This is a genomic window from Methylophilus sp. (assembly GCF_035460085.1).
Taxonomy (GTDB): domain Bacteria; phylum Pseudomonadota; class Gammaproteobacteria; order Burkholderiales; family Methylophilaceae; genus Methylophilus.
Genome location: NZ_DATHWZ010000069.1, coordinates 16,564 through 31,158, shown reverse-complemented (window position 1 = coordinate 31,158; position 14,595 = coordinate 16,564). Strand labels below are relative to the sequence as shown.

Sequence of the window (14,595 nt, the reverse complement as noted above, 5' to 3'; positions counted from 1 at the left end):
TATCCATTGTTTTTGTTTGAAACAACGATAAACAATAGTACACTCTGATGTTTATAATTCAGTAATAAAGGTTGTTATGGTCAGTCACCATGAAGAGCAGTTTAGCGAACCTGATCGTATTTCGGCCTTACGTAAACTGCTTATCTTAGACTCCCCTTACGAGGCTGTTTTTGATGCCATTGCATTGCTGGCTTCCCAGGTTTGCGGGATGCCAATCGCCCTGATCAGCCTGGTAGATAGTGAACGACAATGGTTCAAGGCACAGGTTGGGTTAGAAGGCGTCAGGGAAACCAGTCGTGAACTGGCTTTTTGTTCGCATACCATCCGCGAAAATAGTGTGATGGAGATCAAAGATGCAACCAAAGATAGCCGTTTTCTTGATAACCCGCTGGTCACAGGCCATCCAAATATTGTTTTCTATGCGGGTGCGCCGATTGCCCTGCCGTTAGGGGAAAAGATTGGTTCTGTGTGTGTGATTGATACTAAACCAAATGCACTGAATGACATGCAGAAGCAGGTATTGACTGGTCTGGCAAACATTACAACGAAAGCTTTGCTTGCGAGAAGAATTTCCCTGCAAGAGTTGAATAAATTAACAGTTCATAATATGGATGAGCCTATTTAGCTTAATCACCAACGCTCTGCATTCAATCTGCTACGCTGACTAATCACCAGTTCAATCACGGTTAATAGGGCAACTATTCTGTGATTCCTTTAATTCCATCCTGAATAACTATATATAACCTGTGGCTAAGTCACACTTCTTACTCTCGCCTGGCTCAACCGTTAGATATTATGACTACATGTACTCGGATTTTTGAGTACAGCTCTTTTTTGATCCTGTTTCAGGATTGCGCGGTTACTGGCCATACGCATTCACTATCTGTGACACAAATGAAAGCGTCGGCATTATTCTCCATCACATATCCACCGGTAAAGTCACCGAAAGAGGGGAGTAAAGTCATATGGAGCTGGTGATGAAAGCATGGCAAAATCAAACGTTGCCGACCTTTGCCGACCAAGCGGAAAGTAGGGTGTATATGCCCGGCAATGACATGATGTGTAGGATGAGGTGCGGGAATATGTTGCAACGCCAAATCGCCAATCAGGTAAGGCTCATCCACTGTTTCAATATTTAAGTCTGCTGGCGGGTCGCCGGCATTTTTGTCATGATTGCCGCGCACCAGGAGACACTGCATGGATGGATGCTGCGCGCGCCACTGGCGTAAAGCAGTCAAAGTGGCCGGTGCATGCGACTTGGGTGCATGCAGGAAATCCCCCAGGAAAATCAGTTGTTTGGTCGGATAAACAGACAGCAACGCGTTCAGACGTTGCAGGTTTTGGGTTGTCGTGCCTTGCGGAACTGGCTGACCTAATGCGCGATAGGCCGCTGCCTTGCCGAAATGCGCGTCCGCGATCAATAGCGCCTTTTGCTGCGGCCAGTAGATAGCTTTGTCGGCTAGCAACAGCAAATTCGTAGAACGAATGTTTAAAGGTAGTTCACTATTCATTTATTACGTAAATTTTCTCAAAATCCGTGTCGCGCTTTAGGCGGAATAATGCCAGTGCGGCGTCGTTTTGGATTCGTTCTAGTTTCATTATCTGGTTCCATAGGCAAGCCGGTTTTGCGTACACGCTCACGTTTTTTAGTCACTTTCTCCTGCACATTAAACTTTGCCTGTGCATTGACGGTTTCTTCCGGGATATAGCCACCAGCACCTGCGGCTTTCTCCAGGTCAGCGACCATACGTGAAATGCGGTCAGCCAGTTTTTCCGAGCTGCTGCTTTCGCGGAAGCGTTCGACCAGTAAAGGAAAGGCAAACGGTGTTGGCCTTTTGATATGCATTAATTGTATTTGCTTGCCTTGCAGATGTTGCAAGGTGGCGGACAAGCGCGCCATCTCCAGCTCCTGTTGCAGCACTTCTTCCTGCGCTTGTGTCAGCAATAAATTATTGGGATCGTATTTGCGAAATACATCGAAAAACAGGCTGGAGGAGGCCTGCACTTGCCTGGCGCTTTTATGTGCGCCGGGAAAACCGGCAAACACCAGGCCGGAAATACGTGCGATTTCGCGGAAACGTCTTTGTGCCAGCTCGCCCGCATTCAGGCTGCCGATCACGTCCGGTAGCAGATCGTCGGTTGTGAACATATCTTTTGTTAACACGGTATCCCAATCCACCGGCGTGGCGGAAAGCAATTCCAAGCCATAATCATTCACAGCGATGGAGAATGTGTTCGGCTGGTGCTTGCCGGCACGCCAGGCCAGTAAGCTGGCTAAACCCAAGTGAACGCTGCGCCCGGCATAAGGGTAAAGGAACAAATGCCAGCCTTCGCGCGAATGCATGGCTTCGGCCAGCAAGTTTGCATTGGTCGGCAACGCGGACCAGTTACTTTGTACCTGCAACAAAGGCTTGATCATCTGCATTTCCGGGCCGTCAAAATGGCCGTGCGCCGCCGCATCCATACGCGCTACCATCGCATTGGCAAGCTCGGTCGAAAGCGGCAGGCGCCCCCCATTCCAGCGTGGAACAGCGGCCTTTTTACCGGTGGCTTTACTCACAAAAGCAGTCATTTCATGCACGCGTACCAGTTCCAGCAGGCGTCCCCCGAACAGGAAGTGGTCACCGGGTTTGAGCCGGGCAATAAAGTTCTCTTCCACCGAGCCTAAACTTTTACCTGATGCCCCCTTGCTCCAGAATTTAACTACCATGCTGGAGTCACTAACGATGGTGCCTACACTCATGCGATGACGTCGCGCTAACTGCGCATCCGGTACATGCCAGAGGCCGTTCTCGTCTGGGATTGCGCGGCGGTAATCCGGGTAAGCAGTCAGTGATTCGCCGCCGTGCCGCACAAACGCGAGCGCCCAGCGCCATTCCTCATCGGTTAAATGACGGTATGCATAACAACTGCGCACTTCCGTCAGCAAATCGTCCTCGGTAAAGCCACCGCCCAGTGCAATTGTCACCAGGTGCTGCACCAATACGTCCAGGGGTTTTTGCGGGGATTCACGCGGCTCTACATTGCGTGCGGCGATTGCATCCTGCGCGGCTACCGATTCGATCAGCTCCAGGCTATGCGTAGGCACCACGGTCAGGCGCGAAGCGCGTCCGGGCGCATGGCCGGAACGACCTGCCCGTTGCATCAGTCGTGCAACGCCCTTGGGCGAACCGATCTGTAATACACGTTCCACCGGCAGGAAATCCACGCCCAGATCCAGGCTGGAGGTACAGACCACCGCCTTGAGCGTGCCATCTTTCAGGCCGTTTTCTACCCATTCACGTACATTCCTGTCCAGCGAGCCGTGATGCAGCGCAATCAACCCCGCCCAATCCGGCCGCGCTTCAAGCAAGGCCTGGTACCAGATTTCGCATTGCGAACGGGTATTGGTAAAAATCAGGCTATTCGGGCTGGATTCGATCTGTTCAACCACCTGCGGTAGCATACGCAAACCCAAATGTCCGGCCCAGGGGAAACGCTCAATGCCAGGCGGTAACAAGGTGTCGATCACCAAATGCTTCGCCAGCTTGCCTTGTACTAATACTGGTTTTGATTGTTCTCGACTGGGTGCGCCTGGATCAGATTTACCTATAGTCGATACGTCGGGAATCAGCACATCCATGGCATGCTGCAAATTACCCAGCGTTGCTGATAATCCCCAGGTAATTAATGCTGGCTGCCAGCGTCGCAGCCTCGCCAGGGCCAGTTGCAACTGCACACCACGTTTGTTGCCGATCAACTCATGCCACTCATCCACCACGACCATTTTCAGGCCGGCAAAAGTGTCGGCTGCATCGGGCCGCGTCAGTAACAGGGTCAGGCTTTCCGGCGTGGTGATCAGCGCGGTCGGCAGGCGTTTGGATTGCCGTGAACGCTCGGCACTATTGGTGTCGCCAGTACGTAAACCGATGCTCCAATCAAGGTTTAATTCATTCACTGGCGCAATTAATGCACGCTCGGTATCGGCGGCCAGGGCACGCATGGGCGTGATCCATAACACGGTCAGCGGCTGCATCACCACTTTTCGTTTGGCAGGTTTTTCGGTAGTAGTCTCTGAATGGTTAGATGCCTTCGGTTTTTTTAGAGCGAAACGCTCAATCGCCGCCATCCATACTGCATAGGTTTTACCGGCACCAGTAGTCGCGTGCAACAGGCCGGATTGACCTCGCGCGACCGCTTGCCATACTTGCTGCTGGAATGGAAACGGCTGCCATTGATGTTCAGAAAACCATTGCCGGCTTAACTGGAAAGCACTACGTTTTGGCTTTTCACTGGCATCATCGGGCCTCAGCGTCAACTCTGCGTTAGCTTCCAGGGTCATGGCAAAGCCGCTTCTTCTTTAGTTTCAGGGCGTGAAACTTGTGGCAACAATGCCTGCAAGGTCTGTAGTGTGTCGGCTTCTGCCACCGGCTTATCCTGCCGCCAGCGCAGCATACGCGGGAAGCGTACCGCAATGCCGCTTTTATGGCGTCCGCTTAAAGAAATACCTTCAAAGCCTAACTCGAATACCAGGGTCGGTTTTACGCTGCGCACCGGGCCAAATTTTTCAACCGTGGTTTTACGGATAATCGCATCCACCTCACGCATTTCGGCATCGGTGAGGCCGGAATAGGCTTTGGCAAATGGCACCAGTTTCCGTTCTGGATTACCCTGGTCACTATCCCACACGGCAAATGTATAATCGGTATACAGGCTGGCGCGGCGGCCATGGCCGGTCTGCGCGTAAATAAGTACAGCATCTGCGGTGTAAGGTTCTATCTTCCACTTCCACCACACGCCTACATCTTTGGTCCGGCCAATGCCATATTGCGCATCCTTGCGTTTGAGCATAAAGCCTTCCACACCCAGTCTACGCGAGGCTTCGCGTTGGCGGTCCAGGTCTTGCCAGCTGTCACCCGTGACTAGAGGCGATAGTTGCAATTGCGGCTGGTCGCAGGTCAGAACAACCTTCTCCAGCAGTTCGCGGCGGGCGGATTGCGGTTGTTCGCGCCAATCCTCACCCTGCCATTCCAGCAGGTCATAAGCCAGGATCACCACCGGCAGGTTTTCAAGGATTTTGATAGTTAACGTTTTACGGCCTATGCGTTGTTGCAGTAGGGCAAATGGTTGAACCTGTCCTTGTGTCCTTTTGGGCAAAGGCTGGTCGGCGATTTGATCTTTTATCTGCTCTGGGTCAACTTCTATATCAGGTGCAGGCGCATGTTTCCAGACCACCAACTCGCCATCGATCACCGTGCCATCCGGCAGTGCATCGGCCAGCACATTCAATTCGGGGAAACGGTCAGTCACCAGTTCCTCACCGCGCGACCACACCCATAGCTGGCCGTCGCGTTTGACCAGCTGCGCGCGGATGCCGTCCCATTTCCACTCCACTAACCAGTCTTGCGGGCTGCCAATCGCAGTTTCAAATTCGTCAGTCGGCAACTGTAAAGGATGCGCGAGGAAAAACGGGTAAGGCTGGCCTTCGCTACGCTCGTCACCCTCTGCATTCACTGGCGCAACCAGTTTTAAATAATGCTCTGCAGTCGGGCGGGCTGCAAGGTCGGTATAGCCAACCAGGCGCTGGGCAATGCGTTTTGCATCTATGTCTGCCACCGCAGACAAGGCACGCGTGACCAGCAGTTTCGAAACACCAACGCGGAAACTGCCGGTGATCAGTTTGATGCAGACCAGCTTGCTGCGCTGATCCAGTTGCTGCAATAACGGTGTCAATTGCAGGGTCAACACGTCTGGCGCCAGGCCACGCAGCGGGAGTAGTTTGTTTTCTATCCACGTGGCCAAACCTTCTTCTGACGTATGCGCGGATTCAGGTAACAGCAACGCCATGGTTTCCGCCAGGTCGCCCACCGCATGATAGCTTTCCTCGAACAACCATTCCGGAAGGCCGGATACTGTCAGCGTCAATGCACGCAAAAGCTTGGTAGGGACCAGTTGGCGGGGACGGCCGCCAGCGAGGAAATACACAGCCCAGGCTGCGTCGGCAGGAGAGGCTACCAGGAAATAATCGCGTAAGGCAGCCAGTTTGGCATTGCTGCTGGTGGTGGCATCCAGCCTGCTATATAAGTCGGCAAACGCTTTCAAACGGTCGCCTTTGCAATATTCATAGGGTCGCTGCCTTCAGTCTCAGGCGGCAGCTCGGCTTCGGGTGGTAAAGCTGCTTCCGGCGCTGAGGCGGTTGCTGAAGATTCAGGTGACAGGTCGCTTTCCGCTTCAGCCGCTTCTTCCCCATACTCGGTGACAAACCCTTGCGCATCCAGGCCTTGCTCGCATAACCAGCGCACCATTGGGTGCACCTGCCCATGCGTGACAAATACGCGTTCTGCGCCTGTGGCTTGTATCGCAGTTTGCAAACCAGGCCAGTCTGCATGATCAGACATAATAAAACCGCGGTCTACACCACGGCGTCGGCGAGTGCCGCGTAACTGCATCCAGCCGCTGGCAAACGCATCCGAATAATCACCAAAGCGTTTGATCCACGGTGTGCCTTGTGCCGAAGGCGGCGCCAGCACGATACTTTTGCCTATCAGTGATTTGTCCTGCATGTCGCCGACATATTTGGTAGCAGGCAGGTTGACACCCGCTTCACGATAAACTTTGTTTAACGGCTCGACCGCGCCATGGACCAGGATAGGGCCAATGTGCGGGTTAAGCCCGGAGAGTAAGCGTTGCGCTTTACCGAAAGCGTAGCAAAACAGCACGCTGGCACGATTGTTGTCGGCATTGCTTTGCCACCATTGGTTGATGTCGGCAAAAATTTCATCCTGCGGCTGCCATTTGTAAATCGGCAGGCCAAATGTCGATTCGGTAATAAAGGTATGGCAGCGCACGCTTTCAAACGGCGCGCAGGTGCCGTCAGGTTCCACTTTGTAATCGCCTGAAGCTACCCATACTTCACCTTTGTATTCCAGCCTCACCTGGGCAGAACCCAGCACATGTCCGGCGGGATGCAGGCTCAGCTTCACACCATGATGATTGATGGCTTCGCCATATTCCAGCGTCAGCAGGTTAATATCTTCACCCAGCCGTTTGCGCAGGATGCCTTCACCAGCCGCCGCAGCCAGGTAATGCGAGTGACCAGTGCGCGCGTGATCGCCATGGCCGTGCGTGATGACGGCGCGTTCTACTTGCCGCCAGGGGTCAATGTAAAAGTCGCCGGGTGGGCAATACAAGCCTTCGGGACGGGCTACCACAAGTTCCATGAGGTTAAATCCAACGCTATCCGGATGATTAAATATGGGGATATGACAGTACTAATACAATTTCATTCTGCATGCCGAATAAAAAACCAAACATTAGAAATCCCAGTCTTGAGGTATAAACAACAAATAGATTGTTAGATTAATCATTGATTTAAAGACTGACTGAGCGCCAACTGCCTATTATGTTCTACTGCTTTTTGATCGTGCTGGGGTTCATCGGCCACTATCTGACGCGCTGAGTAGCGCAGTCAGCGAGGGAGTTGTCGGTCAGCGTCTGTTTGAGTTCCGCGGTGGCTTGCGAAGTGTGCAAGCCGCTAGGGCGAGTTTCGTTGGCCGCCTACTTTTAGTCCGGCAGAGCAACGGACGAAAGTCCTAGGCCGAGCAACGCAGGGAGCAAGCGGAAGCTAGGGTGCCTTTTCTTTTGGTTACTTCTTCTTTGGGCAAGCAAGGAAAAGTAACTCGCCTAGAGGCGAAAGAAATAATGAATATCTGAAGAACGCCTATCCATGCTTACCCTTTATTCAGCTAAGAGATGTTTTTCTCCAGCTCTTTCAGTCGCGCTTCCAGGGCGGCAATCTTCTGGTCACGTACCTGAATTGCCGGTATCACATCCTCTACTTTCAAGAGTTTCGGAATATGTTTAGGGCAATTCGCATCCCAGGCCTTGATGGTAAACACGATCACGCGCTCAACCCTGGCCGGGTAATCGGGTGAAGAAACGCGCGCGATTAACGCCTCATCGCCGGTCACAATCTTTGCCTCTCCCCAGATTTTGACGCGTTGTGTATTGGCATAATCCATCAGGAACAGCTGTGCCTTTGGGTTTTCATCCAGGTTGCCCGCCGTGATGTATTGCTTGTTACCCGCATAATCGGCAAACGCCAGCGTTTGCTCATCAAGCACATGCAGGAAACCTGGCGGACCGCCGCGATGCTGCATGTAAGGTTGCCCCTCTGCATTGGCCGTGGCAATGTACATACTGGTCTGCGCTGCAATAAAGTCGGCCAGCACTGGTGTCACGCGCGATTCCCAACCGCGGGTGCTTTCGAATTTTGCATAGCCAGCTCTCGAGCCCATTTCTTCCTGTCTGGCTTTTACTGCCGACGTGAACACGACGTCACTGGGGTTTATCAATGTTGAAGCGAATGATTCAGTCATGATCTTCTCCTCTGCTTGTTTACTGATGGACGAATTTTAGTAAATAATACGAAGGAGAGAATCAGGGTTAGACGCAATACATTATTTCGCCCACAGAAATATTGCAGGTGAACATGTCGTTAATGAGTGTATAAGAGAAACGTAGCAAGGGGAGAAATACTATCGACCAGTTTCATTTAATGCGGGTGTTTGCCAGCGTCGCCGAAGAGGGCGGCTTTGCGGCTGCTTCTCGCAAGCTGGATATTTCCCCGGCGGCAGTCACGCGTGCAGTGGTGGCGCTCGAAGAGCAATTAGGCGCCAGGCTATTGCAAAGAACCACACGTCATGTGCGTTTCACCGATGCCGGCCGTCAGTATTACGAAAATGTGCGGGCTATCCTGGTCAGCATTACCGAGGCGAATGAAGCGGTCGCTGAAAGTAATGCCACGCCGCGCGGCACGCTTTCAATCACAGCACCGGTGATGTTCGGGCGCATGTTTGTCATGCCTTGCCTGATCGATTACATGCAACGTTATCCGCAGGTAAAAATGGTGGCTAACCTGGTAGACCGCGTCACCAACCTGGTCGATGAAGGCATGGATGTCGCGATACGTATCGGGCATTTGCCCGACTCCGGGCTGCGTGCGATCAAAGTGGGAGAAGTCCGCCGGATACTTTGTGCATCGCCAGCCTATCTTGAAAAATCCGGCACGCCCAGGCAACCTGCTGACTTATCCAAACATTCCATTATTTCATCAAGCGCCGTTTCACCACATACCGAATGGCATTTTAAAACCAATCATGAACCGTTACAGGTGCGTATGGATCCACGCCTGACCGTCACCAGCAATGATGCAGCACTGGCGGCGGCCATCGGTGACTTAGGCATCGCACGCCTGCTTTCATATCAAGTGTGGAACGAGGTTGAAACAGATGCTTTGCGCATGATTCTTGAAGGCTACGAAGAAGAACCCTGGCCGGTGCATGTCGTACACAGGGAAGATAAATTGGGCTCCTCCAAAGTGCGCAGTTTCATAGACTATGTCGTTGAGTATTTGCGTGCTAACCCAAAGTTAAATCCTTAGCGATATTGCGCCTGGCGAAACAATCCATTTCGCTATAAGTGGTTTTTCCTGTTGCCTTCAATCCCTAGAATCCGGGTTGTCAATCAACGACATAACCGATCAAAGGAGAGCAACATGAAAGCAGCCATCATCATTTTTTCCGACCCCACCCATGGCGGTGAAGAAGCGCTTGGCCGCGCATTCAACGGCCTGGCAGCCGCCTATGATTTTAAGCAGAAAAACATAGAAGTCTCTGTTTATTTTCAGGGCACCGGCACGCGCTGGGTCAGTCACCTGAACAAAGTAGGGCATCCTCTATATCAACTGTATTCCGCGGTTTCTGATGTGGTCGCGGGTGTTTCATGTGGTTGCGCGGATGTGTTTGGTGCCAGGGACGAGGCAGAAAAGCATGGTTTCGATCTGGTGACGGATAACAGTGTGCCGGGCACGTCTGGTTTAACCAGCATCGCCAAGTTATCCGGCGACGGCTACACGATCTTCAATTTCTGATCAGTGCAATTCTGTAACTGGCACCTGAAATGATGGTGCTAGTGATCTGTTAAAAAATAGCTGCGATTTATCCGCAGCATCTCGCTTCAAGTCTTTACATAAACTTAATCTGATTATTGTTACAATAAAAACTGATTGTTGTTACAATAAAATCCATGAGTGATGAAGACAAGAAAAATGGTGGCAAAAGACCTGGTGCAGGGCGCAAGCATGGCACCGGTACTTATATGGAGGCGACCAGTGTCATCCGTGTGCCAGACAGCCAAAAGCCAGTGATTGCCAGCTTTCTGGAAGCCTATGCCAAGAAACAACGCCTGCGCCAGATGGAAGGTAATCTGGATAGTGTGGGCGAATTTGCACAGGTAGCCGAAGCGCTGGATAGCTTAAGTTTGCCGCTCTACCAATCCAAAGTGCCCGCCGGTTTGCCATCTCCGGCGGATAGCGATGAAGAGACGCGCATGGACCCGAATGGCTATTTGATCCAGGACCCGGCTAATACCTTTTTTGTCACTATCCAGGGCGAATCCATGATCGAGGCCGGGTTGTTGCCTGGTGATAAAGCGATTGTGAATAAAAGAAAACAGGCATCGATAGGCGATATCGTGCTGGCGATGATTGATGGCGAATTCACCATCAAGACCTTAGCCAAACAAAAGAACGGCGACCCCAAGTTATTGCCGGCCAACTCTTCAGGTACATATGAACCTATCCTCATCCAGGGCAGAATGCAATTCGCAATCTGGGGCGTGGTGACCGGTTCTTTCAGGAAGTTTTAATCATGACACGCAAAAACATTATTTCTGCAAACTGGATGGATACGATGTGCCGCGCGAATGGCATCAACATCCACTATTTAAGAACGGGTGGCGGAGACAAACCAACGTTAATCGCGCTGCATGGCTTAACAGGTAGTGGTGCGTGCTGGTCGCAATTGGCGCGTGAGCTGGAAGAGCACTTCGACATCATCATGCCTGATGCACGCGGCCATGGATATTCCAGCGCGCCACAGCATGGTTATACCTATCACGACCATGCCAATGATGTAATCGAACTGATCAGGACGCTGGATATTAAATCGCCCTACCTGCTTGGTCACTCGATGGGCGGCATGACGGCGGCAATGGTTGCCAGCCGGTTGGGTTTCGCTGTCAGTGGCATTATCCTGGCCGACCCTACTTTTGTCAGCCCTGAATGGCAAAACCGCGTGTACGAAAGTGATATGGTTGAGCAACACCGGCAGATGTTGAAATCCACCAAAGAAGAGTTATTCAGGGAAGCCAAAACCAGGTACCGCTATCGCTCATCGGAAGTGATCGAATACATTGTGCAGGCAAGGTTACGGACCAGCGAGAATGCATTTGATGTGCTCATTCCGCCTAACCCCGAATTTGACGAACTGATCCGCAATATTTATGTACCGACGTTATTGGTGCTTGGCAGCGAAGGCATCGTTTCTGCAGAAACTGCGCGCGAATTACACGCACTCAACCCGGATCTGCAATACAAGCTGATTCCCGATGTCGGGCATGGACTGCCGTATGATGAACCTGCCCGTCTGGCAGCGGCAATTGATACATTTCTAAAACTAAAAGTAGCGCCCACGAATCACATCAAGAAACCAGGCAGGCTCTCTGTGCAGACTGCAACTGCGTATTAAGGTCAATTTTGTTGATAAGTGAATCTCTGTATTCACTTATCAACAAAAAATGCAGTTAACTCAGGTTTGTGGCTTTAGCGTTCAAGCTGGCTGTTTGAATATCTGCTTTTGATAGCCTGGCAAAGCGTGCATCCGTTCATGAATTCAACGCTCAAATGGTAGGCACAAGTAGCGAAACAGCCAGCATAAACCGGCTGGCAGGCTATTTATTCAAACACGCATTATTTGTGGCGAAACACAATCACACCCATCAGTCCCACGCCTAACAATATCAGGCTGATGCTTTCTGGTTCTGGTACGGGAGAGTTAGTAGATGAGGCGGCGTTAGCTGCTGCTGTGGCAAGCAGGCCAACGCTTAAAATCAATTTCTGGAACATATTACTCTTTAAATGATTGCTAGGATTAATACAGGGAATTCTATGAGGGGCGCTAAGTGTCAACAATGGCCCAGATTGGCTAAGACTAAAGGACTAAAACCTATTGTTATTAATTGTTAATTTATAGTGATATAATGTTAACACATTTAATTTATGCCGTCGAGGTAATTTCCATGGAAGAGTCCATTTACTTCAGCCATCATGGCATAAGTGTCTGTCACAGCCGGTTTATCGTGAATGGTAAACCGATACCCATCAAGCATGTCACCACGGTCGAGTCGAAAAAGCTCAGCCCCAACCTGATACTGGCAAAATTATGCCTGATTGGCGGTGTTGTGCTTCTGTTTGGAAGTGGAAACCTACCCCTGGCGGGCATCTTTTCAATAGTCTATGGCAGTGTCATGTGGTTTCTTGCTACCCCAAAATACGCAGTGGTTATTCATACCCTGGCGGGCAATATCCAGGCAGTCACAGGGGATAACGTTTTAGATGTTGAAAACGTGCTGACCGCTTTGAATGTTGCGCTCGCTTTGCGTGGAAGTTCAGCGCACAAGTAAATCGTTAAGGTTCAGATTCCTCTTGCTCTCGTGGTCCTTATTTTAATTAAGGATGCGAGAGATTTTCCCCCATGATCTTCCTATTGAAACAGAGGGTTGCACACGCCCGCTTTCCTGGGAGTGAAATGCTGAGATCATTGATTGTTACGTTAAATATTAACGTAGGCGTGTTTTGTGTGGATTTAATCCACAAAAGATGTGAAACTTGATGATCAATTTTCTGTATTAAACATATGAACAACTCAATCGCGCAAGCACCGTCGCATTCTGCAGAGAATCCAACCAACGACTTTCCTCCATTATTTATTGTCTTAAATGCCGGTTCTGGCGCTAAAGATGCCGCGACAGTCGCAAATGCATTGGAAAAAATATTTCACGAGGCTGAGCAGCCCTATGAATTATTACTCTGCCAACGCGGTGATGACCTGCCTGAAATGACCAGGAAAGCAGTCGGACAAGCAGCCCAACGTAACGGGGTGGTCGCAGCAGCGGGCGGGGATGGCACCATACGCTTTGTCGCTCAGGAGGTGCTGGCTGCCGGACTGCCGTTCGGCGTAGTGCCTTTAGGCACATTCAATTATTTTGCGCGGGACAATGGGATACCGCAGGATGTGGAGTTGGCCGCAAAAGCGTTGATTGCCGGTATGCGTGCTGGTAGTGAACGAGGCGTACAGGTTGGCCAATTGAATGATGAGGTGTTTCTGGTGAATGCCAGCCTGGGCCTTTATCCGCAATTGCTCGCAGACCGGGAAGAATTTAAACAGCAACATGGCCGTAGCCGCATCGTTGCCAAAGTAGCTGCGTTCCTTACCCTGTTAAAACGCGACATCAAGATGCTGCTGCGCATTGAACATAGTGGCGGTCAACAGCAGAGCGGGGAAGAAGTCCTGCCTGCATCCACGATCTTTGTCGGCAATAATGCCATTCAGCTGGAGGCTATTGGTCTGGAGCCTGAATCAGAGCATGTGCAAAATGGGCAGCTTGCCATCATCGCACTTCCGCCCATGAGCGCGACTGAAAGGGTGGCCGTCGCATTTCACGGCATGATAGGCTTGCTTGGCAAATCGCAAAATGTCACCCACTTTACCTGCCGTCAACTGGTGGTTGAACCGCTATCACGCCGCCACAAGCGTTCAGTAAAAGTGGCGATGGATGGGGAAGTCTCTCGCATGGTGCCGCCGTTGACATTTCGCGTCGGGCCCAAGCCTTTACGCCTTATCGTTCCCCTGTCGAAAGGGAGCGAAACATGAGTGTGATCCTCCATCTTTCCGACACCCATTTCGGGACCGAGCAACCACAGGTCGCTACTGCACTTCTTCAACTTGCGCATGAAGTGCGCCCTGATCTTGCGATCCTGTCCGGGGATGTCACCCAGCGCGCACGACGTGCGCAATTTTCTGTCGCCCGCAGCTTTCTTGATAGCCTGGCTGCACCCGTGAAGCTGGTTATTCCGGGTAATCACGATATCCCCCTGTTTAATATTTTCGCGCGTGCTTTTAATCCATATGGTAATTACCGCCGCGCCCTCGGGCGTGAGCTTGCGCCACAATTTTCTGATCAGCATGCCCTTGTGATAGGCGTTAATACCACCCGTCCATGGCGCCATGCGGATGGTGAAGTCTCTGCAAGACAAATTGAACGCGTCTCTCAACAATTGAAGGGGGCTTTACCAGGTCAATTACGAGTCGTGGCTGTCCACCAGCCTGTTTACGTCGAACGAGAGAGTGATAAAGAGAATTTGCTACATGGACACCGCCAGGCAATCGAAGCCTGGGCAGCGGCAGGGGCAGACCTGATTTTAAGCGGGCATATCCATCTGGCCTACATCCGCAATCTGCAAGAAAAGTTTCAGAATGTCACACGTCCGGTGTGGATAGTCTCCGCTGGTACAGCCGTATCCAAACGGATACGCGAAGGCAAGCCGAATTCAGTGAATCTTATCCGTTATGAGCCAGCGCAGCGCGCTTGTAAGGTCGAGCGGATGGATTTTGATGCAGCATCATCGCGGTTCATCATGGCAGAAACCCGGTTATTAGCGCTGTCCTGAGTATATGCAATATTTAAGGTCACAGCGCCAATCTCTGACGGTAGGCA

At 51.4% G+C, this 14,595-nt stretch carries 14 protein-coding genes; 8 read left to right on the top strand and 6 right to left on the bottom strand.

Annotation, left to right across the window (positions count from 1 at the left end):
* Positions 1-76 precede the first annotated feature (76 nt).
* Positions 77-625 (top strand): GAF domain-containing protein, encoded by a 549-nt coding sequence (locus VK958_RS10305; RefSeq protein WP_325241096.1) that lies wholly within the window; start codon positions 77-79, stop codon positions 623-625.
* Positions 626-845: 220 nt separating this feature from the next.
* Here the strand turns inward: VK958_RS10305 and pdeM are convergent, their stop codons facing one another.
* The 5 genes from pdeM to VK958_RS10280 form a co-directional block, all read right to left on the bottom strand.
* A complete protein-coding gene (gene pdeM, locus VK958_RS10300; RefSeq protein WP_325241095.1) occupies positions 846-1,511 on the bottom strand; it encodes a ligase-associated DNA damage response endonuclease PdeM in 666 nt (221 codons plus the stop codon).
* 17 nt (positions 1,512-1,528) lie between these two features.
* A complete protein-coding gene (locus tag VK958_RS10295; RefSeq protein WP_325241094.1) occupies positions 1,529-4,321 on the bottom strand; it encodes a ligase-associated DNA damage response DEXH box helicase in 2,793 nt (930 codons plus the stop codon).
* Positions 4,318-6,081, bottom strand: coding sequence for an ATP-dependent DNA ligase (locus VK958_RS10290; RefSeq protein WP_325241093.1), 1,764 nt, complete (start codon positions 6,079-6,081; stop codon positions 4,318-4,320). The genes VK958_RS10295 and VK958_RS10290 overlap by 4 nt, the downstream gene beginning before the upstream one ends.
* A complete protein-coding gene (locus VK958_RS10285; RefSeq protein WP_325241092.1) occupies positions 6,078-7,199 on the bottom strand; it encodes a ligase-associated DNA damage response exonuclease in 1,122 nt (373 codons plus the stop codon). Before VK958_RS10285 ends, VK958_RS10290 begins: the two co-directional genes overlap by 4 nt.
* Before the next feature lie 525 nt (positions 7,200-7,724).
* Positions 7,725-8,357: a pyridoxamine 5'-phosphate oxidase family protein gene (locus VK958_RS10280; protein ID WP_325241091.1), complete on the bottom strand. Its 633-nt coding sequence runs from the start codon at positions 8,355-8,357 to the stop codon at positions 7,725-7,727.
* A gap of 179 nt (positions 8,358-8,536) precedes the next feature.
* Here VK958_RS10280 and VK958_RS10275 point away from each other — a divergent pair, with 179 nt between their 5' ends.
* From VK958_RS10275 to VK958_RS10260, 4 genes are all read left to right on the top strand, one after another.
* Positions 8,537-9,421 (top strand): LysR family transcriptional regulator, encoded by an 885-nt coding sequence (locus VK958_RS10275; RefSeq protein ID WP_325241090.1) that lies wholly within the window; start codon positions 8,537-8,539, stop codon positions 9,419-9,421.
* Positions 9,422-9,535: 114 nt separating this feature from the next.
* The gene (locus VK958_RS10270; RefSeq protein ID WP_325241089.1) at positions 9,536-9,910 is read left to right on the top strand and encodes a DsrE family protein; all 375 of its coding nucleotides are present in this window, start codon (positions 9,536-9,538) and stop codon (positions 9,908-9,910) included.
* Between the two features lie 155 nt (positions 9,911-10,065).
* The gene (locus tag VK958_RS10265) at positions 10,066-10,686 is read left to right on the top strand and encodes a LexA family protein (protein WP_325241088.1); all 621 of its coding nucleotides are present in this window, start codon (positions 10,066-10,068) and stop codon (positions 10,684-10,686) included.
* 2 nt (positions 10,687-10,688) lie between these two features.
* On the top strand, positions 10,689-11,567 hold the full coding sequence (locus VK958_RS10260; RefSeq protein WP_325241087.1) for an alpha/beta fold hydrolase: 879 nt from the start codon (positions 10,689-10,691) through the stop codon (positions 11,565-11,567).
* 221 nt (positions 11,568-11,788) lie between these two features.
* On the opposite strand, the gene VK958_RS10255 is transcribed toward VK958_RS10260, so the two are convergent.
* Positions 11,789-11,944, bottom strand: coding sequence for a PEP-CTERM sorting domain-containing protein (locus VK958_RS10255; protein ID WP_325241086.1), 156 nt, complete (start codon positions 11,942-11,944; stop codon positions 11,789-11,791).
* 134 nt (positions 11,945-12,078) lie between these two features.
* Between VK958_RS10255 and VK958_RS10250 the strand changes: the two genes are divergently transcribed.
* The 3 genes from VK958_RS10250 (at position 12,079) to VK958_RS10240 (ending at position 14,548) form a co-directional block, all read left to right on the top strand.
* On the top strand, positions 12,079-12,501 hold the full coding sequence (locus VK958_RS10250; protein WP_325241085.1) for a DUF6232 family protein: 423 nt from the start codon (positions 12,079-12,081) through the stop codon (positions 12,499-12,501).
* 233 nt (positions 12,502-12,734) lie between these two features.
* Complete coding sequence (locus VK958_RS10245) at positions 12,735-13,751, top strand: diacylglycerol/lipid kinase family protein (RefSeq protein WP_325241084.1); 1,017 nt, start codon at positions 12,735-12,737, stop codon at positions 13,749-13,751.
* On the top strand, positions 13,748-14,548 hold the full coding sequence (locus tag VK958_RS10240; RefSeq protein WP_325241083.1) for a metallophosphoesterase family protein: 801 nt from the start codon (positions 13,748-13,750) through the stop codon (positions 14,546-14,548). The genes VK958_RS10245 and VK958_RS10240 overlap by 4 nt, the downstream gene beginning before the upstream one ends.
* Positions 14,549-14,595: the final 47 nt, after the last annotated feature.